Below are 20475 nucleotides of genomic sequence, written 5' to 3' on the forward strand. Positions count from 1 at the left end.
CCAAGACCTCGTACCCGTGGAAGGAGTTCGAAGGCAGCGGCGTGGTGCTGGCCTTCGGCACCGATTATCCCGTGGAGCCCATCACGCCCTTCCGCGGGCTCTACGCCGCGGTGACGCGCATGGACGAGGCCGGCACTCATAGCTGGTATCCCGAACAGAAGCTGAGCATCGACGAAGCCATCGCTGCCTACACCTGGGGCAGCGCCTACGCCCAGTTTGCAGAGAAAGACAAAGGCATGCTCGCGCCCGGCTATCTGGCCGACTTCGTGGTGCTGGACCGCGACCTGACCAAGGTCGCGCCCGCCGAGATCCTCAAGACCCGCGTGCTGCGCACCGTGGTCGGCGGCAAGACGGTGTACGAAGCCAAGTGAGCGGCGCGCGTCCTCGCTGCGCCCTCGCTTCGCTCCGGGCTCGCTCGGACGCGATTCCTTTTTGACCCGTGGGCCCAGGACTGCGCGCGCCGAACGCGCTTCGTCCTGGGCTATTGTCAACCGGCCCTGCGGGCCTGGCGGTCGCTGTGCCGTCCCTGGCGGGACTCGGAATTTCTCCTTCACTCTTCCCGGCACTGACGTGCCGGGCTCACCCGTGCCGCGCCTGACGGCGTTGCCCCCCGGCTGGTTCAAATGACCCGATGACCCGATGGCCCGATCACCCGATCGGAACCTGATCGAGATCGACCATTGCTCTCCTCCGTGTCCTCTGTGTCCTCTGTGGTTAAATGACCGAATGTCCCGGAGCGCCAAAGCCCACATCCTGCTGGTGCTGGTGACGCTGGCTTGGGGTGTCACCTTCGTGGTCATCAAGGACGCCCTCCAGGACATCACCCCGCTGCTGTTCAACGCCGTGCGCATGCTGCTGGCGGCGCTGTGCCTGGCGGCCTTCTACTTCCGGCGGTTGCGGAAGGTCTCAAGCGCCACCCTGCGCGCCGGGCTGCTGGTCGGCGCCTTCCTGTGGCTGGGTTACGAGTTCCAGACCACCGGGCTGGTGCTGACCACGCCTTCAAAATCGGCCTTCATCACCGGACTCTCGGTGGTGCTGGTGCCGGTCTTCCTGGCCATCGGCTGGCGGCGCATGGTGAACCATTGGACGGCGGCGGGAGTGGCGGCGGCCTTCGTCGGGCTCTACCTGCTGACCGTGCCCGCGGACGGCCGGCACCTGCTCAGCCTGGAAGGCGTCAACCGCGGCGACCTGCTGACCCTGGGCTGCGCCGTGGCCTTCGCCTTTCAGATCATCTTCCTGGGCCGGGCCATGCGCGCGCACCACTACCAGCAGGTGGCGGTGCTGCAGGCCGCCACCGCGGCGGTGCTGATGGCCGCGACCGCGCCCCTGCTGGAGCATCCCCACGCGGTGTGGTCGGGGCGGGTGCTGGGAGCGATCGCGGTGACGGCCCTGTTCTGCACCGCCGCCGCCTTCACCATCCAGGCGTGGGCGCAGCAGTTCACGCCGCCCACCCACACCGCGCTCATCTTTTCTCTGGAGCCGGTCTTCGCCTGGCTGACCTCCTACATCGTGCTGGGCGAGCGCCTGGGGTTGCGCGCCGGCTTGGGCGCCGCCCTTATCCTGGGCGGAGTCCTGCTCTCCGAACTGAAGGGCAGCGCGGCCCAGCCTGCTACCGAAGTAGGGCCGGCGCTGCCGGAGGCCCCCTCGGAAGAGGCGTAGCCGCGCCCGTGGGCTTCCAGCTAACGTTCTCCGGCTTTTCTGCGTCTAAGAGAGAGACGGCATCTCAGGCCATGTGCAAATCCACCTGCAGTATCCCAGCATCAAACCGCGAAGGTATAATTGGCCATTCGACCCCGGGGGAGGATCCCGTATGAACGCCCGCCTGACCCAGCTCTTGGAGCGCCTGAAGGCGCGCCGCCTGGCTTACACCCTGACGATCGCTCTGACCCTGGCCGTTGGCATCCTGATCGGCACAGTGATCTCGCACGGCGTGAAAGGAAGAGCCCTCGCCGGCACGGATCCGGCACCGCTGACGGTGCCGCCGGTGCAGAGGCAGAGTTCGCAGTTCGGACAGATCGCCAAGGCGGTGGAGCCCTCGGTGGTCAACATCAACACCGACTCCGTGATCAAGGCGCCCAAGCGGCGGCGCGCTCCCGGCGGCGGAGGCGGGGACGACGATCCCTTCCACGACTTCTTCGACCGCTTCTTTGGCGCGCCCGACGGCGGCGACGGCTCCGTGCGCGAGCGCTCCCTGGGCTCGGGCGTGATCGTGGATTCGAGCGGCTACATCATCACCAACCAGCACGTCATCGACAACGCCACCCGGGTGCGGGTGAAGCTGATGGATGATCCTCCGGGGGTGCTGCACGACGCCGAGATCGTCGGCAGCGACAAGGAAACCGATCTGGCCGTCATCAAGGTCAACGTGGGCCATCCCTTGAAGGCCGCCAAGATCGGCAACTCCGACTCCGTGGACGTGGGCGACTGGGTGCTGGCCATCGGCAGTCCCTTCAACCTGGAAGAGACGGTCACCGCCGGCATCATCTCAGCCAAGGGCCGCAACATCGTCTCCCAGCGCCAATTCCAGAGCTTCCTGCAAACCGATGCGGCCATCAATCCCGGCAACTCCGGTGGCCCGCTGGTCAACATGAACGGCGAGGTCATCGGCATCAACACCGCCATCTACACCGAGTCCGCCGGCTACGAGGGCGTGGGCTTCGCCATGCCTTCCAACACCGTGGCCGAGGTCTACAACCAGCTGGTGCAGGGGCCGGACCACCGCGTGGTGCGCGGCTCCATCGGGGTGGAGTTCAACGCTCAGCCCAGCCCCGCCATCGCGCGCGTGTACGGCGGCGGCGCGGGTGGGGGCGTGACCATCGCCAACGTGACCCCGGGCGGCCCCGCCGACTCCGCCGGACTGAAGACCGGCGACACCATCGTCTCGGTCAACGGCAAGGAGGTCAGAACGGGCGACGAGCTGGTCAACGAGATCTCCCTGCTGAAGCCGGGCACCAAAGCGAAGCTGGGCTACTTCCGCGACGGCAGGGAGCGCGACGCCGAGGTCACCATCGCCGACCGCGCCAAGCTCTTCGCCGCTCGCTTGGGCGACGACAACTCCAGCGACGAGGAGTCCAAGCCCACCGACAGCAAGTTGGGGCTCAGCGTGCGCAATCTGACCCCCGATCTCGCCGACCGCCTGGAGGTGCCCGCGGGCAAGGGCGTGGTGGTGCAGGACGTGAAGCCCGGCTCCTTCGCCGACGACCTTAACTTCAGCCGTGGCGACATCATCCTGCAGATCAACAAGCAGCCGGTGAACAGCGAAGAGGACTTCCGCCGCCTGCAGGGGCAGCTCAAGAGCGGGCAGGACGTGGTCTTCCTGGTGCTGCCGCGTGCCGGCGGCCGCAATGGCGGGACCATCTTCCTGGCCGGCACACTTCCGTAACCCGAGGGGGGCGGTTTTGCGCTGGCGCTGGGACCCGCGGCGTGAAATGATGGTCTCAGCCCAGCCCCCCGGCCGGGCCCTCTGAAGCGCTCTTCGAGGTGTGGTTTGCCGTTCCAGTCTTCCCAGCGGTCGCGCATGGCCGGCGCCCTTTGCGCCGCGGCCCTTTGCGCCAGCCTGCTCTGCGCCCTGCCGGCGCCGGCAGGCGCGGCTGCGCCGACCAAGGGCAAGGCGGCGAAGCCAAAGAGCGGAAGCTCGCGGCGCAGCCGACACGCCTGGCGCGCACGCGGCCAGAAGAGCATCGATGAGGCCCGCGCCCGCGAGATCCAGCAGGCCCTGATCCGCGAGGGGTATCTGGACGGCCAGGCCAGTGGGCAGTGGGACGCACGCAGCAAGGACGCCATGACCCGCTACCAGGCCGACCACGGCTGGCAGACCCGCACCGTACCGGATGCGCGCGCGCTCATCAAGCTGGGCTTGGGACCGGCGGACGTGACCACCGTCCCCCCGGGCCCCCCACCCGCGCCCGCCGCGACACCCTCCAGCGCCGAGAAGTCGCCCTCCACCGCCGCGCGCCAGCGCTGAATCCTCGCGCCCGGCGTTCCACCGCCGCCTACGCCCTTTTCTGCGTGTCCAGCACCGCCCGCACCTTGCGGGCCAGCGCCTCGGTGGTGAAGGGCTTCTGCAGGAAGGCGGTGCCGGGCTCGAGCACGCCATGGTGCACGATGGCTTCGTCGGTGTAGCCCGACATGTAGAGCACCTTCATGTCGGGGCGGAGGGCGGAGAGGCGGAGGGCGAGCTCGTGGCCGCTCATCTGGGCCAGGACCACGTCGGTGAGCAGCAGGTGGATGGTTCCGGCGTGCCGCTCGCACAGCAGCAGGGCCTCGCCGCCGTGCCGGGCCTGCAGCACGGTGTATCCGTTCTTGCGGAGGACCTCGTGCACCAGGGCGCGCACGCCGTCCTCGTCTTCCACCAGCAGGATGGTCTCGTTGCCGCGCTGGGTGCGGGAACTGCCGCGGTCGGGGATGTGTTCGGCGGGCTGGTCCACGCGCGGCAGGTAGACCTTGAAGGTGGTGCCCAAGCCCACCTCGCTGTACACCCAGATGTAGCCGCCACTCTGTTTGATGATGCCGTACACGGTGGAGAGGCCGAGCCCCGTGCCCTTGCCCTGCTCCTTGGTGGTGAAGAAGGGTTCGAAGACGCGGGCGCAGGTGTCGGCGTCCATGCCCACCCCGGTGTCGCTCACCGAGATGACCACGTAGGCCCCGGGCTTCACCGCCACGTGCTCGCGGGCGTAGTCCTTGTCGAGCACGACGTTGCTGGTCTCCAGGGTGAGCTTGCCGCCCTTGGGCATGGCGTCGCGGGCATTGACCGCCAGGTTCATGATCACCTGCTCGACTTGGCCGGGATCGGCCTTCACCCGGCCGATGGCGGGGTCGAGCACGGTGACCAGGTCGACGTCCTCTCCCAGCAGCCGGCGCAGCAGCTTTTCCATGTTGCTGAGCACGGTGTTGAGGTCGAGCACGCGCGGTTCCAGCACCTGCTGGCGGCTGAAGGCGAGGAGCTGGTTGGTGAGGGAAGCGGCGCGGTCGGCGGCCTTCTGCACCTCCTCCACCTCGGCACGCATGGGATCGGTGTCCTTGAGCTCCTTGAGCATGAGCTCGCTGTATCCCTTGATGACGGTGAGCAGGTTGTTGAAGTCGTGGGCCACGCCGCCGGCCAGGCGGCCCACCGCTTCCATCTTCTGGGCCTGGCGCAACTGCTCCTCCAGGAGATGGCGCTCGGTGATGTCCACCATGGTGCCTTCCACGATCTCGTTGCCATGCTCGTCGTGGAGCAGGGCCATGTTCTGGATGGCCCACATCAGGCTTCCGTCCTTGCGGCGATAGCAGAGCTCGTAGTTCGAGTACTGGCGGGCCTGGCGCAGATCGCCGAGGCGGCTGTCCCGTTCCGCCTTGCCGCCCGGATAGAGGGCGTGGGTGGCCATGTTGAAGAGCTCTTCGCGGGTGTAGCCGAACATCTGTGCGAAGGCCTGGTTGCAGTCCAGCAGGCGCCCTTCCAGGGTGCTGCGGAAGACCCCGGCCATGTTGCGCTCGAAGAGGGAGCGGTAGCGCGCCTCCGAGAGCTGCAGCGCCGTCTCGCCCCGCTTATGTTCGATGGCGCTGGCCACCTGCTGGGAGACGAAGGTGAGGATCTCCTTTTCCTTCTCGCCGTAGCGCACGTTCTCGGTGTAACTCTGCACCACCAGCACGCCGAAGGTGGTGCCGCCCTTCTTCAGCGGGACTCCCAGCCAGTCCAGAGAGGGAGCACCCACCGATTCCACCTCCCCGCTGGCCAGCAGCTTCTCGAAGACCTCCGGGGAAGCCAGCAGCGGCTCCCCGGTGCGCAGCACGTAGCCGGTGAGCCCGCGTCCGATGGCCAGGGGCTGCTCCGGGGGCTCCTTGTCCACCTCGTCCATGAAGTAGGGAAACTCGATGGTCTGCGTGGCGAAGTCGGCGAGCGCGATGTAGAAGTTGTGCGCGTGCATGAGTTCGCCCACGATCCGGTGGATGGAGCGGTAGAGATCCTCCAGGTTGCCGGTGGTGCTGGCCAGGCTGGCGATGCGGTAGAGGGCGCCCTGCAGCACCTCCGCGCGTTTGCGCTCGGTGATGTCCACGGCCGTGCCCAGCACCACCGTGCGGCCGGCGAACTCGATGCGGCTGGCGGCGAAGTCCAGCCAGCGTTCCTCCCCCTGCTGGTTGAGGATCTTGAACTCATAGCGCGAGGGCGTGGGCTCATCGCGCAGGCGCGCCCAGGCGCGCCGCTTGGACTCTTCGCGGAAGTCCGGGTGCACCAGCGTCCAGGGATCCGGGAGGGAAAGCAGCTCCTCCCGGCTGTACCCGGTGATGGCTTCGCAGGTCGGATTCACATAAAGGAAGCGGGTGCCGTCGAAGATGTAGATGAGGGTCGCTGCCGTCTCGGCCACGGCCCGGAAGATGCTCTCGCTCTGCCGGATGGCCTCCTGGCTGCGCTTGTGCACGATGGCGCTGGCGATCTGCTGCGAGACGAAGGTGAGGATCTCCTTTTCCTTCTCCCCGTAGCGGACCTGGGGCTCGTAGCTCTGCAGCACCAGGGCGCCGAAGGCGGTTTCGCCCTCCTTGAGGGGAATACCCATCCAGTCCTGGGAGGGAGCGCCGGCGCGCTCCACCTCGCCGCGGCGGGTGAGGTCGGCGAGCGCGTCGGCGGTGGCCAGCAGGGGCTGGCCGCTGCGCAGCACGTACTCGGTCAGGCCCTTGCGGAACTTGTGGGGAGGGAAGGGCGGGTCCTTTTCGTCTACGAAGTAGGGGAAGCTCACCATGCCGCTGGCGGCGTCGTAGAGGGCGATGTAGCAGTTCTTGGCGTACATGAGCTCGCCCAGGATGCCGTGGATGGAGGCGTAGAGCTGCTGCAGGTCCTCAGCCGAGCTGGCGGTCTCGGCGATGCGGTAGAGGGCGGACTGCAGAGCTTCGGCGCGCTTGCGCTCGGTGATGTCGCGGTAGATGGCGTAGTAGGCGACCTGGCCTCCGCCCACGCTCACCGGCGTGCCCAGGATGGAGACCTCGACCCGCATGCCGTCCTTGCGCTGGCGCACGGTCTCCCGGCTGAAGGCCCGGCCCTCCAGCACCTGCTGGGTCAGACCCAGGGCCTCGTCGCGCAGCTCCGGGGGCACGATGAGTTCATCCACGTCCCGGCCGACGGCCTCTCCCGCGGTGTAGCCGAACAGGCGCGTGAACTCACGGTTGACGCGGCTGATGTTGCGCGCCATGTCCAGCACCACGATGGCTTCCGGGGCGCTCTCGATGAGCTGCTCCAGGTGGGCCTTCTGGATCTGCAGGTCATCGCCGGCCAGCTTGCGCTCGGTGGCGTCGAAAGCCGTGCCCAGTACGGCCGGGGCGCCGCGGTAGGTGACCAGGCTGGCGGTGAGGTCCAGCCAGCGAGTGCTGCCGTCCTTGTGCAGGAACTTCAGGAGGTAGCGGCTGGGGGTGGCTTCGCCGCGCAGCCGCGCCTGGGTGCGGGCAGCGATGAACTCGCGGAAGTCGGGGTGCACCAGCTCCCGGAAATTCATGCGCAGCAGTTCGTCGCGGCTGTAGCCGGTCAGCCCGGTCGATGCGGCGTTCACCCAGGTGAAGTGGTCCCCCTGCAGGATGAAGATGCTGGAAGGGGCGGCTTCGGCGAACTGCTCGAACCGGGGCTCGCTCTCGCGCAGAGCGGCCTCGGCGCGACGGCGGTCCGTGATGTCGCGCGCCACGCCCTGCACCCCCACCGGCCGGCCGTTCTCGAAGATGAGGCGGGTGGTCATCTCCAGGGTGAGGCGGCGGCCGTCCTTGGTCAGGGCGTCGATCTCGTACGGGGTCTGCGCCAGCTCGCCGGCCAGCTTCCGTTGCAGGGCCTGGTGCGCCATCTCCCGGTGTTCGGGAGCGACGACGTTGTCGGCCTGGCCGGCCAGGGCTTCTTCGCGGGTGTAGCCGAACAGCCGCAGCGCGGCTTCGTTGATGGAGGTGAAGCGGCCCTGCAGGTCGTGGGTGAAGACGGCGTCGTTGTTGCTCTCCACGATCTCCTGGGCGCGCTGCTCGCTGAGGCGCAGCGCCTCCTCGATGCGCTTGCGCTCGCTGATGTCGTGCACCGTGGCCAGGCGGCAGGGGCGCCCGTCGCTCTTGACGTCGGCGCTGGTGACCTCGACCAGCAGCCGCCGGCCGTCCTTGGTGACGTGCCGGAACTCGGCGCTGGCGCCGTCCAGCGTGCCGTGCACGCGCTGCCTCACTTTGTCCTGCTCGTCCTCCGGGTGCAGGTCGAGCACCGTCATGCGCAGGAATTCGTCGCGGGAGTAGCCGTAGCGCCGGACCGCGGCCTGGTTGCAGTCCAGGAAGCGCAGGCTCTCGCGGTCCACCAGGAAGACGGGATCGGGGAACTGCTGGAAGAGGGAGCGGTAGCGCTCCTCCCCGGCGGAGGGGGGCCTTGCCTTGGTCCGATGTTGGGTCCCTGCTGCTTTCACGCCCGGTTCACCCCCATACCGAAGGGCCGGCAAGCGCCGCCTTGGCCAGGATCGTGGTAAGGGGGGAAACCTCTTATATCCCAACTGCGGGCGGGGACGAAGAAATTTTTACGAGCCGGGCGGCCTAGGGCCTAGGAACGCAAGGCGGGCTTGGGGAAGTAGGGCAGGCTCTGGCCGGCGACGATGGCGCGCGGGTTGTCGAGCACCAGCGCGCGGGCGACGTCGCCGCCCACGTGCTGGGCGGCCGCGTCGCGGGCGGCGGAGAGTTGCGGCGGGCGGTGCTTCACGCTGTGCGCATCCGAGGCCAGCGCGTGCACCGCGTCGTGCTCCAGCAGCCACAGCGCGGTCTGCCGCGCCGCCTCCCCCCAGTTGCCGGTGAGCGCCGAGGCCGTCACCTGCACCGGGCAGCCGCGTTCCACCAGCCGCAGCACCTCGCCCGGGCTTCTCTGCAAGAGCAGGTTGCGCTCCGGGTGCGTGATCACGGGGAGCAGGCCGGCTGCCCGCAGGCGGCCGATCACCTCCAGCACCACCGGCGAGAGGGCGAAGTCGCTGAACTCCAGCAGCAGGTACGGCGTCGCTCCGATGGTGTAGCGCGCGGGATGGGCCAGCGCGTCCTGCACGTTCTCGTAGGAGAAGTGGAAGTCGCAGCCCAGGGTGAGCTTCGGGGACTTGCCGGCGATCTCCTGCAGGCGCTCCAGGGAGGCGGCGCAGCGCGCGCGGTCGAAGCTGTACTGCTCGTCGGCGTGAGGGGTGGCCACGATGTGCTCGATGCCGTCGGCCACGGCGATGCGCAGCATCTCGGCGGCCATCTCCCAGGTGGCGGGACCATCGTCGACCTCGGGCAGGATGTGGCAGTGGATGTCGATCATCGCTCTGCCCGTATTCTAGCGGTCCCGCCGCGCAGCCAGGAGAACAATCGCGCCGGAGCGGAGCGGGCGGGTGGCCGATCCGGGAATGCTCCCGCCATGGGAGGCCGGGGGACGGCCCTTACAGGGCGGCGCTGATGCGGCCGGCGAAGGAGGGCTTCTGGGCGCGGCTGAGGCGGCCCACGGCGTCGGTGAGCTGCTGGTAACGGTCGAGCAGCGGGGCCGCGGAGAGCCGCGCCCCCGGCAGCAGCAGGCGCGCCCGCAGCTTGGCCCCGGCCAGCAGGGCGTAGAGGCGGAGGCGAAGGGCGTCGTCCACCAGCTCGCGGGCGGCCTCGGCGACCTCAGGCTCGGGGCTGCGCCGCGCCGCCTCCCCCAGGCGCACCAGCAGGGCGGCGTTCTGGGCGGCGCGCCCCACGTACTCCAGGGCGGCGCGCAGACGCTCCCGCTGCAAGCGGCGGAAGTCTCCGGGCGCCAATTGCGCGCGCAGGTACTCTTCCTCAGCCGGGTCGGTGAGGTTGCGGAAGGCGGGCAGATCGACCGGCTGGGTCTTCCCCGGCAGCTCCTCCAGGTCGGTCACCGCGGCGCTGTGGCCGCGCGCTGCCCACAGCAGCAACACCACCGCCGCCAGTGCCACCACCAGGAACAGCGGCACCATCACCGTTGCAGCAGATGCGATAAGGCCTGGTGCCATTGCTCCGTTTCCACCGTTCGAGGTACTTGCCGGATGGACTCGACGACCGGCTGCCTGACCAGGAAATACGCCACCCAGATCATCACCGCGCAAGTGTAAGCGCTGAATGAAACCATGCCGAGCGCCCAGTAGCCAACCGGCCCGTTCTGCGCCTGCAGAGTGGTGCAGACGATTGCCACCGCCGCATACATTCCGAACCCCGAGGCAACGCCCAGGAGGTGGGGTTTCCAGGTGATGTGCAGGTACCGGCTGGTGAGGAGCACGAGCACCAGCAGCCCCACTTGGACCACGCGCAACGTTCGCTCCAGCACCAGCAGGCCGGCGACGATCCGCAGCTGTGGGTGCGGCGAGGACAGCAATGCCCCTGCGGAACCCAGAAGGAGCAAGGTCACGCCGCACCAGCGGAACAGCGCGGGCGCCCAGCGCCGGAACGATTCGTACGGCTGGAACACCTGGCAGAAGACCTCGTAGACCGCCAAGAACCCCAGCATGATGCTTCCCGCGTCCGCCGTCCAACTGACGTAGAAGCTGGCCGATGTCACTGACCGGAGTGCTCTCGACTGAAGGTAAAGCGGCAATTGCACCAGGGACGTTGTCATCACCCAAATCGTATAGGCAAAGAACCAAGGCATCTGCCGAATCAGCGAGCGCCGTGCCAGGATCACCACGAGCACAAGTTGGCCCAACGGGGTGGCGATCCAGTTGGCCATGGTGATCGCGTGGCTTACGGACACGGACATAGGGGTATCGTCCGAGGGAGCATACCCCTAGCAGGCCGTCCTCTACAATGTCACCTCCGCAACTGCTCCGTTGCAGCCTGTGTTGGTCAGCGAGCTAACCCGGGCGGCGGCGGGCAAACCTGGCCGGTGGGGCACGCGCCTGTCGGTCCATCGGCCAGAGAGACGGTGGACAATGTTCCGGTCAGCAGAAGCGTGGCGAGTACAATGCGAAGCAGCGTCTTCATGGTGCAACTCCTTCCGTGCGGTTAGCACCGTGACAGGTTGGGGCTTTTAGGCTAGGCTGGGCGGGCGAGGGGAAACTTGTTCAGGTTTCCGAAAGCGGAACGAAGATGACTTTATTGTCCGTGGGCGACGACTTTGTGCATAGCACCCTGCGCGCAGTCCCCGGCCTGCTGGGCAAACTGAGTTATGTGGCGGACCTGCGCGAGGAGGGCGGCCGCTACACACACTGGGGGCTGGCGCGGATCTACGGGGAGCCCGCCGCCCAGCGCGCCATCCGGGAGGCGCACCTGGCGTTGTTCCTCCAGGTCCTGCGCGCTCCCCTGCGGGAGCTTCTGGAGGACGTCCAGCGGATGGCCGCCGCCAGGGGCGAGAAGCCGGCGGCGTGCGCCCACCGCCTGCAGGGCTCCCTGCCCCGGTTGCTGCCGCCCGAGTTAGGCGGGGGATCGGCCCGCCACCTCAGTTCGGTGCTGGAAGCTCTTTCGAGCCTGAGCCGTTCGAAACGGGCCGCCAGTCGCCCAAGCGCATCGCCACTCCCACCACCTGCCCGATGACCTCGGCGTCGTGAGGATGGCGCAGGATGCGCACCGCCACCGGCGAGAGCGGGTGGGGCTGCAGCACCAGTTGCTCCCCCTTCAGCGTGCACCAGCAGCAGCGATAGCCCTCGCGCGTCTCCACGAAGTAGACGGGTCGCTCGTACTCGGAGCGCCACATGCCGTTGCCGACCTGGTTCTTGGACTCGTCGATCTGGAGGAACGACCCGGGCAGCAGCAGCGGGTACATGGTGAAATCCTCACTGCCGATGTAGCCGTAGGTGTACTTGGTGCTGGCGAACTGGGCCAAGAAGGCCAGCGGCACCACCCCCCAGCGCTCGATCATGCGGCCCAGGTTGGCGGTGCGGCGAGGATCGAAGCCGGGGTCGAGCTTGACCGGCATGTGCACCGCCAGCAGGTCGCCCAGGGCTTCGATGCGGTGCGAGCGCGGCGGCGCCGCCAGGGCCAGGTCGGCGGCGGTGTTGCCGGTGCACACGCCGTACCAGTCCAGCAACTCGCGCAGCTCCAGGCGATAGATCACCGCCAGGCTGTACAGGCGGTAGATGCTGGGAACCACGCCCTTGGTCTCGATGTCGGAGAGACGGCTGAGAGAGAGGGAGAAATCCGGGTTGCCGTGGCGGTTGGCGATGCGCGCGCTGGCCGCCTCCACGTCGCGGATGGTCAAGCCCAACTGCTCGCGCACGGCGCGCAGCTTCTGTCCAGCCTTCAGCAACCCTACCTCCCTGGGGAATGCTGGAACATTAGTCCAATCGGCGGCGTTCCGCAAATGAAACCCGGGTGACGCGAGAACAGGGCCGGCTCCCGGACCGGCCGTGGATCCACGTGTTCCACTTTCGGAACGCGAAGGCCTGTCCGGGCGGGCGCGGCGGGGACCGGCCCCACAATGGGAATGCGATGAAGGGGCCGCCCTTGGCCGCACCATCGGAGGGCGGGCCGGGGCGTATGGGCGTCGCGGAGCGCGGTCTCCGCGCCCACTTTGCTGCCGGAGTCGCCCATGGCGTTGGAGTATGCGCGCGGCACCCAAATCCTTCTCAAAAACTACCCGTACCTTCGGGAGAGCTGGCTGCGGGACCGCATCGCGGACGACCCCAGCATGCTGGGGCTGGGCCCCCTGCACCTGGTCGACGTCGAGCGCCGGCATGCGCGGGCCGGCCGCCTGGACCTGCTGCTGCAGCGCGGCCCGCGGCGCTACGTAGTGGAGATCATGCTGGGCCGGCTGGACGAAAGCCACCTGGTGCGGGCCATCGAGTACTGGGACGCGGAGCAGCGCGCCTCTCCCGGCCTGGAGCACGTGGCCGTGCTGGCGGCCGAGGAAGTGCCGCCGCGGCTGCTGCGCGTGCTGGAACTGCTGCGCGGCACCCTGCCCCTGATCGTCCTGCAGATGTGCGCCACGCAATGGGAAAACAAGTTCGTGCTGCACTTTGTGCGGCTGCTGGAAGGCGCGGGGCGCCTCGAGAAAGCGCCGCCCGAGCCCGAGGGCGGCGGCGAGACGCCGTGGCAGGACAAGTGGGCCGCGCCCGCGCGCGCCGCCCTGGAGGAATGCCTGGGGGCGCTGCGCGAAGTCCTGCCCCGCCTGCACCTGGAGTACCGCCGCCATTCCCTGGCGGTGCGCAGCCAAGCCCAGGCTCCGCCCCTGCTCGTCCTCTATCCCAAACGCCACTTCCTGCGGGTGGAGATCCAGGCGACGGAGGCGAGCCGCCTGTGGGAGCGCTGCCCTGTGGCCTGCTGGCAGGCGCTGGAGGCGGGACAGAGGCTGCACGCGGTCGAACTGATGCTGTTTCCGGGAGAGGTGGCCCGCAAGCGGGAGGCGCTGGAGCAGGCGCTGCGCGCCGCCCAGCGCGAGGCCCTGGCCGCGGTCAGCGATAGTGTTCTTGCAGAAACTCGCTGAGGCCCCGGAAGGCGCGGGCGAGGGTGGCCTCGTCGGGCAGGAAGACGATGCGGAAGTGCTGTGTTCCCGGCTTCTGCCCGAAGCCGCTGCCGTGCACCACCAGCACCTGCTTCTCCCGCAGCAGCTTCCTCACGAAGTCCTCATCGGGCTCAGGGATATCGATCCGGGGAAAGGCGTAGAAGGCGCCGCGCGGTGGCACGCAACTGACGCGGGGCGTGGACCGGGCCCACTCCATCACCCGGTCGCGGCGGCGCGTCAGCTTGGCCACCACCTCGGGCAGGTGGGTCTGCGGACCCTCCAGCGCCGGCGGAATGGCGCACATCATGGGATAGCTGGCGCACAGGCGCGCGCGCAGCAGCTTGTTGATGCCCTCCACGTAGGGTCGCAGGGCGGCTTCCGGCCCGCTGGCGATACCCCAGCCGATGCGCCAGCCCGGCGCCAGGTAGTTCTTGGAGACGCCGCCGAAGGTCACCACCGGCAGGTCGGGGGCGAGGGCGGCAAAGGTCTGGTGCTGGCCCTCCAGCAGCAGCTTCTCGTAGATCTCGTCGGCGAAGACCACCAGGCGGTGCCGGCGGGCGATCTCGGCCAGGCCCTCCAGGGTGCGTCGCGAGTACACCGCGCCGGTGGGGTTGTTGGGATTGATGAAGACCAGGCCGCGGGTGCGGGAGGTGATCTTGCGCCGGATATCGTCCAGCTCGGGCTCCCAGCCGTTCCCCTCGTCCAGGTCGTAGGAGTTCGGCTCCAGCCCCATCTTGGCCACCACCGCGGTGTAGAGCGGGTACTCGGGGCTGGGACAGAGGACGTTGTCGCCGGGATTGAGCAGCGCGTTGAAGCAGACGTCGACCGCTTCGCTCACCCCGCTGGTGACGAAGACGTCGAGCACGTTGTGGATGCCCTTGCGCTCGGCCTCGCCGCGGATGGCGTGCAACGCCTCGGGAGTGCCGGAGGAAGGCGCGTAGCCGTTCTTGCCCTCGCGCATGGCCCGGGCCACGGCCTCGATCATGTGCGGCGGGGTCTGGAAGTCGAACTTCAGAGGGTCGCCGATGTTGAGCTGCAGGATGGCCTTGCCGCTCTTGCCCACCTCGTCGGCGAGCACCGCCAGGTCGCGGATGGCGTAGCGGACGTTCTCCAGCCGCGTGGCGGCCGGGATTTCCCGCACTTGGGTCATTGGCATGGTGGCGCCCCCCCGGAGCTACTCGAGGTCGATCTGGGCCCGCTGCAGCTTGTCGGAGTAGTCGACGTAGACCGACTTCCACTCCGTGTAGAACTCGATGGCGCCGATGCCGCCCTCGCGGTGGCCGTTGCCCGTGGCCTTGGTGCCGCCGAAGGGCAGATGGACCTCCGCGCCGATGGTGGGCGCATTGATGTAGGTGATGCCGGCGTAGAGATCGCGCATGGCGTGGAAGGCGCGATTCACGTCGCGAGTGTAGATCGCCGAAGAAAGCCCGTAGGCGGTGTTGTTGGCCATCTCGATGGCCTGCTCGAAGCTGTCGCAGGGACTCACCGCCACCACCGGCCCGAAGATCTCCTCCTGGAAGATGCGCATCTTGGGATCGACGTCGGCGAAGATGGTGGGCGCGTGGAACCAGCCGTGGGCGTAATCGCCCTCGCTGAGGCGATGGCCGCCGCACAGCAGCTTGGCGCCCTCGTTCTTGCCGATGGCCACGTAGCTCTCGTCGGTCTCGAGCTGGGAGCGGTTGATGGCGGGTCCCATCTCCACCGTCTCGTCCAGGCCGTTGCCCACCTTGAGATGCTGGGCGCGCTCCACCAGGCGCTCGGTGAACTCGCGGTAGACGCCCTTCTGCACGAGGATGCGGCTGGTGGCGGTGCAGCGCTGGCCGGTGGTGCCGAAAGCGCCCCACACCGCGCCATCGAGCGCGAGGTCGAGGTTGGCGTCGTCGAGCACGATCATGGGGTTCTTGCCGCCCAGTTCCAGGGAGCAGCGCTTGAAGCTCTTGGCCGCGGCCTCGCCCACGATCCTGCCCACGTCGGTGGAGCCGGTGAGGGAGACAGCGCGCACGGTGGGACTGTCCAGCAGCGGCCCGCCGATGCGGGAGCCGAAACCGGTCACGATGTTGACCACGCCCTTGGGCAGGCCGGCATCCACCAGCGCCTGCACCAGGTTGAAGACCGACAGGGGCGTGTCCTGCGCCGGCTTGATCACGCAGGTGTTGCCGCAGACGACGGCAGGGAAGAGCTTCCAGGAGGGGATGGCCATGGGGAAGTTCCACGGCGTGATCATCACGCAGACGCCGATGGGCTGGCGCAGGCACATGGCGAACTTGTTGGGCAGCTCGGAGGGCATGGTGTGGCCGAACATGCGCCGGCCCTCGCCCGCCATGTAGAAGCCGGTGTCGATGGCCTCCTGCACGTCGCCCCGGGTCTCCTTGAGGACCTTGCCCATCTCCCGGGTCATGTCGCGGGCGTACTGCTCCTTGCGCTCCACCAGGATCTGGGCGGCGCGGGTGACGATCTCGGCGCGGCGCGGGGCGGGCACCAGGCGCCACTTCTGGAAAGCGCGCTCGGCCGCGTCGATGGCGGCATCCACATCGGCCTTGCCCGACTTCTGGAAGATGCCGACTACGTCGCGGGTGTCGGCGGGGTTGAGGTTTTCGAAGCTCTCGCCGGTAGCCGACTCCACCCACTCCCCGTCGATGAAGTTTCTGTAGACTCTGGGGCCGGTGGTGGCGCGCCCGGCCGAAACCAGCTTTTCTGCGGTCGCCATGGATGAGTGCCTCCTTAGCGGAGATCAGGAAACGGTTAAATCGTACCGTCCCATGGTGCGGGGCGCAAGCCAGTGCGGCAGCGGCGGGGGAGCGCGCCGCGCGCCCCGGTAGGGTCTCGGCGTCGGCCTTCTCAGCGCCGGCAGGGAAGCGCGGTTATTTACCTGTTTTCAACTAGATGCGCTTGTGGTACTCTGCCTGCAACCCGCAGAAATACGGTGATTCTCGAGCGTCGGTGCCACCCAAACGGAAATCCGAAGGCCTCATCGCGTGGACCACGGTCACGTATCGCAGCGTCCTGTTGGCGTTCTTGTTCCTGGCGATTGCCATCGCCATCGCCAGCTACCTGATCGCGCCCCAGGCCACCACCACCGCAGTCAACAAGACCGGGAATGTTCTTAGCGGATGGGCCGAGAAGATCGGCCTGACCCGGGTCGCCGTTCCCAGCAACACCATCGCCGTAGGGCAGCAGGAGGCGCACTTCACCGCCATCGACGGCACCGTGCGGGTGAAGCGGACCAGCAGCAACACCTGGGTGACCGCCGACTACAACCTGCCCCTGGAAAAGGGTGACGTGGTGCAGACCAGCTCCGATGGCATCGCCAAGGTGGTCTTCGCCGACGGCACCAACTACACCGTGAAGCCGGATTCGCTGATCGTGGTGCAGGAGAACTCCACCAACGCGCAGGCGCAGACTCAGGTGGCGGTGCAGGTGACCACCGGCACCGTGGACCTGAACACCGCCACCTTCGGCGCGGGCTCGAAGTCGCAGGTGATCGTGGCCGGCGCCACCGCCACCCTGGCCCCCGACACCGCTGCCCTGGTGCATACCGATCCGCGCGAAGACCAGCACGACATCCTGGTGAAAAAGGGCTCGGCGGAGGTGGAGCGCGGCGGCGAAACCGTGCATGCCAGCGACTACGAGAAGGTCAGCTTCAAGTCCGATTCTCCGCAGATGAGCAAGGAGAAGGAAGCCGGCCCGCCCACCCTCATCACCCCAGCCAACATGGCGCCGGTGTTTTTCTCCGGTAAGGACAAGGCCCTGGATTTTGCCTGGACGACGGTCGCGAACGTGACCGGCTATCATCTGCGCATCTCGCGCAACCGCTCGTTCTCTTCGCTGGTGTATGACCACCGGTTCACCGACCCGCAGACGCGCGCCTCGGGGTCGGTGCGGGTAGCGGGGTTGGGAGAGGGTAGTTTCTACTGGGTGGTGCAGTCCATCGTGGGGAACAAGGAATCGGTGGAGAGCGAGACCAACCGCTTCGACCTGATCCCCAAGGGGGCCCAGGACGTCTCCCTGAAGCTGGAGATCGAGCCTTTTGTGCAGCACGGCCATGTCTTCGAGATCACCGGCAAGACCGAGCCGGGGGCACGCGTGATGGTGAATGGGGAGGAGGTGCCGCTGATCAGCCCCGATGGCACCTTCCACTACTTCACGCCGCCCATGCCCAACGGGGAGAACGTGATCACCATCACGGCGCAGAACTCGCGCGGCGGGGTGGCGACGCACCAGGGGAGAGTCGTGATCCAGTAAGGCCCGGCTTCCGCGGCGGGCAGACTACGGCCGGGCGCGCCGCGCCCAGGCTGCGGCAGGAGTTGCGCGCAGCCGGCAGCGGGGCGCGTGCCTAGGGCGCATTCGGAAGAGAGTTTTGTCTCGAGGTTAAGACAAGTCGGTATGTCGTCCAACGGTTCATCCGCATCGCACGTTCACAACCTGCGCTCGCTGTTCAGCATGTTCTCCAGCGACCTGGCCATCGACCTGGGCACGGCCAACACCCTGGTCTACGCCAAGGGCAAGGGCATCGTGGTCAACGAGCCCTCCATCGTGGCCATCAACAAGGCGACCGGGGAGGTCGAGGCCGTGGGCAAGGAGGCCAAGGAGATGCTGGGGCGTACCCCCGGCAACATCGTGGCCATCAAGCCCATGAAGGACGGCGTCATCGCCGACTTCAAGGTCACCGAGAAGATGCTCAACTACTTCATCCAGAAGGCGCACAACCGCAAGATGCTGGTGCATCCCCGCATCGTGATCGGGGTGCCTTCCGAGATCACCCAGGTGGAGAAGCGGGCGGTGATGGATTCCGCCTACCGCGCCAAGGCCAGCGAGGTGCACCTGGTGGAGCAGGCCATGGTGGCGGCCATCGGGGCGGGGCTGCCCATCACCGAGCCCAGCGGCAACATGGTGGTCGACATCGGCGGCGGCACCACCGACATCGCCGTCATCTCGCTCAGCGGCATCGTCTACTCGCGTTCGGTGCGCATGGCCGGCAACCAGATGGACGAGGCCATCATGAATTACCTCAAGCGCAAGTACAACCTGCTGATCGGGGAGCGCACCGCCGAGCAGATCAAGATCGAGATCGGCTCCGCCTATCCCCTGGACAAGCCCCTGACCATGGAGATCAAGGGGCGCAACCTGATCGAGGGCATCCCCAAGACCATCACCGTGGACGACAGCGAGATCCGCGAGGCCCTGGGCGAGTGCGTCTCCACCATCATGAACGCCATCCGCGTGGCCCTGGAGCGCACCCCGCCCGAACTCTCCGCCGACATCAGCGACCGCGGCATCGTGCTCACCGGGGGAGGCGCCCTGCTCAAGAACCTGGACCGGCGCATCCGGGAGGAGACCGGACTGCCCGTCTCCATCGCCGACGACCCCCTGGCCAGCGTGGTGCTGGGCACGGGCAAGATGCTCAGCGACTTTAAGCTGCTGCGCAAGATCTCGATCGAATAAAGGTCCGCGGATGCGGACGCCCGCCGGGGCGGGCCCCGGCGGGGAAGTAGTGCAATGGAAAAGTTCATCGGCCGCTACCGCAACCTCGTCATCCTGGTGGCGGTGCTGTTCGCGCAGGTGCTGGGGCTGGCGGTGCAGGTCAAGCGGCCCGCCGACCCCAGTCATCCCGATGGCCCCTCCACCCGTCTGATCCGCCTGTGGGTGGCCGGCGCCTTCACCCCGGTGGAGAAACTCTTCGTGCGCAGCAGCCTGTGGGCGCGCGAGACCTGGCACGAGTACATCGACCTGCGGGACGTGCGCCGGCAGAACCGCGAGCTCCGCCAGCAGATCGAGGAGCTGCGCGTGCAGCAGGGCCGGTTGCAGCAGGACGCCGAGCAGGCGCGCCGCCTGCAGGCCCTGCTGGGCTTCAAGGAGCAGTTCATCCAGCAGACGGTGGCGGCGCAGGTCATCGGCTCCAGCGGCAGCGAACTCTCCCGCGTCCTCACCCTCGACAAAGGCTCGCGCGACGGCGTCCGCAACGACATGGCGGTCATCACCCCCGACGGCGTGGTGGGCAAGATCGTGCGCGTCTTTCCCGGTTCCTCCCAGGTGCTGGAGATCATCGACCAGTCCAGCGGGGTGGGCGCCATCCTGGAAAAGTCCCGCCTGCAGGGCATCGTGAAGGGCACCCCCGATGGCGATCCGGTGCTGGACTACATCATGGTGGACGAAGCGGTGGCGCCGGGCGAGCGGGTGCTGACCTCGGGCGGCGACCGCATCTTTCCCAAGGGCCTGCCCATCGGCTCGGTGACCCGGGTGGGCAAGGGCCACGACCTCTTCCACGCCATCTACCTGAAACCGGCCGCCGATCTGGCCCGCCTGGAAGAAGTCCTGATCATCACCAAGGTGGAGGAGCGGGCCCCGGCTGCGGACCAGGCAGAGTCGCCGCGCGCCGCCGACATCCTGGCGCAGCGCCTGCCCTCGGTGCCCAAGGCCGCGGACCCTGCCGCCGACAAGCCCGGTGCCCACGCCGATGCTGGCAAGAAGCCCCCGCCTCCGGCCCCGCCGGCGCAGAAGCCGCAGGATGGTCCGCAATGAAAGGCGCGCTCATCTACACCTCGCGCGAGGAGATCGAGGTCCACCGCTTCAGCGTGTGGACGACGGTGGGCGTCCCCCTGGCCGCCCTGTTCCTGCAGGCCTTCCTGCCCGTGCGGCTGCACTTTGTCTCCATTTTCGATCTGCCCTTGCTGGTGACCATCTACTTCGGCATGACGCGGCGCAGCCCGGTGAGCGGACTGGTGACCGGCGGGCTCATCGGCCTGGTGCAGGACAGCCTGACCCATCAGCCCCTGGGGGTCTACGGCATCGCCAAGACCCTGATCGGCTTCTTCGCGTCGTCGCTGGGAGTGAAGCTCGACGTGGACAGCCCCCTGACCCGCCTGCTGCTCACCGCGGCCTTCTATATCGTGCACCAGGGCATCTACTTCCTGGTGGCCCGGGGTCTGGTGCGGCAGACCCTGGACTGGCCCTGGCTCTACGCCCTGGGCGCCGCTCTGGCCAATGGCGTGCTCGCGGTGGTGCTGTTCGCCATCCTCGACCGCTTCAAGCAACGGACGTGAAAAAAGTGCCCCAAGGACCGGTGCACTACATCTTGTGCAACCCATTTGGGCTTACAATCCTGGGTACTA

16 protein-coding genes are annotated in these 20475 nt (G+C 67.8%); 9 read left to right on the plus strand and 7 right to left on the minus strand.

Features of this window, described 5'->3' with window-relative positions:
• From VEG08_06995 to VEG08_07010, 4 genes are all read left to right on the plus strand, one after another.
• Positions 1 to 371: amidohydrolase family protein (locus VEG08_06995; protein ID HXZ27730.1), on the plus strand; the 371-nt coding region annotated here is incomplete at its 5' end.
• 355 nt (positions 372 to 726) lie between these two features.
• Positions 727 to 1659 carry a DMT family transporter gene (locus tag VEG08_07000; GenBank protein HXZ27731.1) on the plus strand — a complete coding sequence of 311 codons (933 nt, stop codon included), beginning with the start codon at positions 727 to 729 and terminating at the stop codon, positions 1657 to 1659.
• A gap of 151 nt (positions 1660 to 1810) precedes the next feature.
• The gene (locus VEG08_07005; GenBank protein HXZ27732.1) at positions 1811 to 3382 is read left to right on the plus strand and encodes a Do family serine endopeptidase; all 1572 of its coding nucleotides are present in this window, start codon (positions 1811 to 1813) and stop codon (positions 3380 to 3382) included.
• A gap of 135 nt (positions 3383 to 3517) precedes the next feature.
• Positions 3518 to 3964: a peptidoglycan-binding domain-containing protein gene (locus tag VEG08_07010; protein HXZ27733.1), complete on the plus strand. Its 447-nt coding sequence runs from the start codon at positions 3518 to 3520 to the stop codon at positions 3962 to 3964.
• A 28-nt stretch (positions 3965 to 3992) separates the two neighbouring features.
• On the opposite strand, the gene VEG08_07015 is transcribed toward VEG08_07010, so the two are convergent.
• From VEG08_07015 to VEG08_07035, 5 genes are all read right to left on the minus strand, one after another.
• Positions 3993 to 8390, minus strand: coding sequence for a PAS domain S-box protein (locus VEG08_07015; protein HXZ27734.1), 4398 nt, complete (start codon positions 8388 to 8390; stop codon positions 3993 to 3995).
• Positions 8391 to 8521: 131 nt separating this feature from the next.
• Positions 8522 to 9259: a CpsB/CapC family capsule biosynthesis tyrosine phosphatase gene (locus VEG08_07020; protein HXZ27735.1), complete on the minus strand. Its 738-nt coding sequence runs from the start codon at positions 9257 to 9259 to the stop codon at positions 8522 to 8524.
• 118 nt (positions 9260 to 9377) lie between these two features.
• Positions 9378 to 9947 (minus strand): hypothetical protein, encoded by a 570-nt coding sequence (locus tag VEG08_07025; GenBank protein HXZ27736.1) that lies wholly within the window; start codon positions 9945 to 9947, stop codon positions 9378 to 9380.
• Positions 9911 to 10657, minus strand: a complete 747-nt coding sequence (locus VEG08_07030) for a hypothetical protein (GenBank protein HXZ27737.1) — start codon at positions 10655 to 10657, stop codon at positions 9911 to 9913. Before VEG08_07030 ends, VEG08_07025 begins: the two co-directional genes overlap by 37 nt.
• 708 nt (positions 10658 to 11365) lie before the next feature.
• Positions 11366 to 12172, minus strand: a complete 807-nt coding sequence (locus VEG08_07035; GenBank protein ID HXZ27738.1) for a helix-turn-helix transcriptional regulator — start codon at positions 12170 to 12172, stop codon at positions 11366 to 11368.
• Positions 12173 to 12553: 381 nt separating this feature from the next.
• Between VEG08_07035 and VEG08_07040 the strand changes: the two genes are divergently transcribed.
• A complete protein-coding gene (locus tag VEG08_07040; protein ID HXZ27739.1) occupies positions 12554 to 13348 on the plus strand; it encodes a hypothetical protein in 795 nt (264 codons plus the stop codon).
• Here VEG08_07040 and VEG08_07045 read toward each other — a convergent pair.
• Both VEG08_07045 and VEG08_07050 read right to left on the minus strand, forming a co-directional pair.
• The gene (locus tag VEG08_07045) at positions 13317 to 14522 is read right to left on the minus strand and encodes an aminotransferase class I/II-fold pyridoxal phosphate-dependent enzyme (protein ID HXZ27740.1); all 1206 of its coding nucleotides are present in this window, start codon (positions 14520 to 14522) and stop codon (positions 13317 to 13319) included. The genes VEG08_07040 and VEG08_07045 overlap by 32 nt on opposite strands.
• Positions 14523 to 14540: 18 nt before the next feature.
• Complete coding sequence (locus VEG08_07050; GenBank protein HXZ27741.1) at positions 14541 to 16073, minus strand: aldehyde dehydrogenase family protein; 1533 nt, start codon at positions 16071 to 16073, stop codon at positions 14541 to 14543.
• A gap of 233 nt (positions 16074 to 16306) precedes the next feature.
• Here VEG08_07050 and VEG08_07055 point away from each other — a divergent pair, with 233 nt between their 5' ends.
• The 4 genes from VEG08_07055 to mreD all read left to right on the plus strand — a co-directional run bounded on the left by VEG08_07055 (position 16307) and on the right by mreD (position 20406).
• Positions 16307 to 17608: a hypothetical protein gene (locus VEG08_07055; GenBank protein ID HXZ27742.1), complete on the plus strand. Its 1302-nt coding sequence runs from the start codon at positions 16307 to 16309 to the stop codon at positions 17606 to 17608.
• A gap of 141 nt (positions 17609 to 17749) precedes the next feature.
• On the plus strand, positions 17750 to 18808 hold the full coding sequence (locus VEG08_07060) for a rod shape-determining protein (GenBank protein ID HXZ27743.1): 1059 nt from the start codon (positions 17750 to 17752) through the stop codon (positions 18806 to 18808).
• A gap of 54 nt (positions 18809 to 18862) precedes the next feature.
• Positions 18863 to 19885 carry a rod shape-determining protein MreC gene (mreC, locus tag VEG08_07065; GenBank protein HXZ27744.1) on the plus strand — a complete coding sequence of 341 codons (1023 nt, stop codon included), beginning with the start codon at positions 18863 to 18865 and terminating at the stop codon, positions 19883 to 19885.
• Positions 19882 to 20406 carry a rod shape-determining protein MreD gene (gene mreD / locus VEG08_07070; GenBank protein HXZ27745.1) on the plus strand — a complete coding sequence of 175 codons (525 nt, stop codon included), beginning with the start codon at positions 19882 to 19884 and terminating at the stop codon, positions 20404 to 20406. The genes mreC and mreD overlap by 4 nt, the downstream gene beginning before the upstream one ends.
• Positions 20407 to 20475: the final 69 nt, after the last annotated feature.

The sequence above is a fragment of the Terriglobales bacterium genome (assembly GCA_035624475.1).
In the GTDB taxonomy this organism is placed as follows: domain Bacteria; phylum Acidobacteriota; class Terriglobia; order Terriglobales; family Acidobacteriaceae; genus DASPRL01.

Excerpts from the sequence above, each read along its gene's own strand:
- VEG08_07000 (HXZ27731.1), top strand. The coding sequence starts at position 727 with ATGTCCCGGAGCGCCAAAGCCCACATCCTGCTGGTGCTGGTGACGCTG.
- VEG08_07005 (HXZ27732.1), top strand. The coding sequence starts at position 1,811 with ATGAACGCCCGCCTGACCCAGCTCTTGGAGCGCCTGAAGGCGCGCCGC.
- VEG08_07010 (HXZ27733.1), top strand. The coding sequence starts at position 3,518 with ATGGCCGGCGCCCTTTGCGCCGCGGCCCTTTGCGCCAGCCTGCTCTGC.
- VEG08_07020 (HXZ27735.1), bottom strand. The coding sequence starts at position 9,259 with ATGATCGACATCCACTGCCACATCCTGCCCGAGGTCGACGATGGTCCC.
- VEG08_07025 (HXZ27736.1), bottom strand. The coding sequence starts at position 9,947 with ATGGCACCAGGCCTTATCGCATCTGCTGCAACGGTGATGGTGCCGCTG.
- VEG08_07030 (HXZ27737.1), bottom strand. The coding sequence starts at position 10,657 with ATGGCCAACTGGATCGCCACCCCGTTGGGCCAACTTGTGCTCGTGGTG.
- VEG08_07040 (HXZ27739.1), top strand. The coding sequence starts at position 12,554 with ATGCTGGGGCTGGGCCCCCTGCACCTGGTCGACGTCGAGCGCCGGCAT.
- VEG08_07045 (HXZ27740.1), bottom strand. The coding sequence starts at position 14,522 with ATGCCAATGACCCAAGTGCGGGAAATCCCGGCCGCCACGCGGCTGGAG.
- VEG08_07050 (HXZ27741.1), bottom strand. The coding sequence starts at position 16,073 with ATGGCGACCGCAGAAAAGCTGGTTTCGGCCGGGCGCGCCACCACCGGC.
- VEG08_07060 (HXZ27743.1), top strand. The coding sequence starts at position 17,750 with ATGTCGTCCAACGGTTCATCCGCATCGCACGTTCACAACCTGCGCTCG.
- mreC (HXZ27744.1), top strand. The coding sequence starts at position 18,863 with ATGGAAAAGTTCATCGGCCGCTACCGCAACCTCGTCATCCTGGTGGCG.
- mreD (HXZ27745.1), top strand. The coding sequence starts at position 19,882 with ATGAAAGGCGCGCTCATCTACACCTCGCGCGAGGAGATCGAGGTCCAC.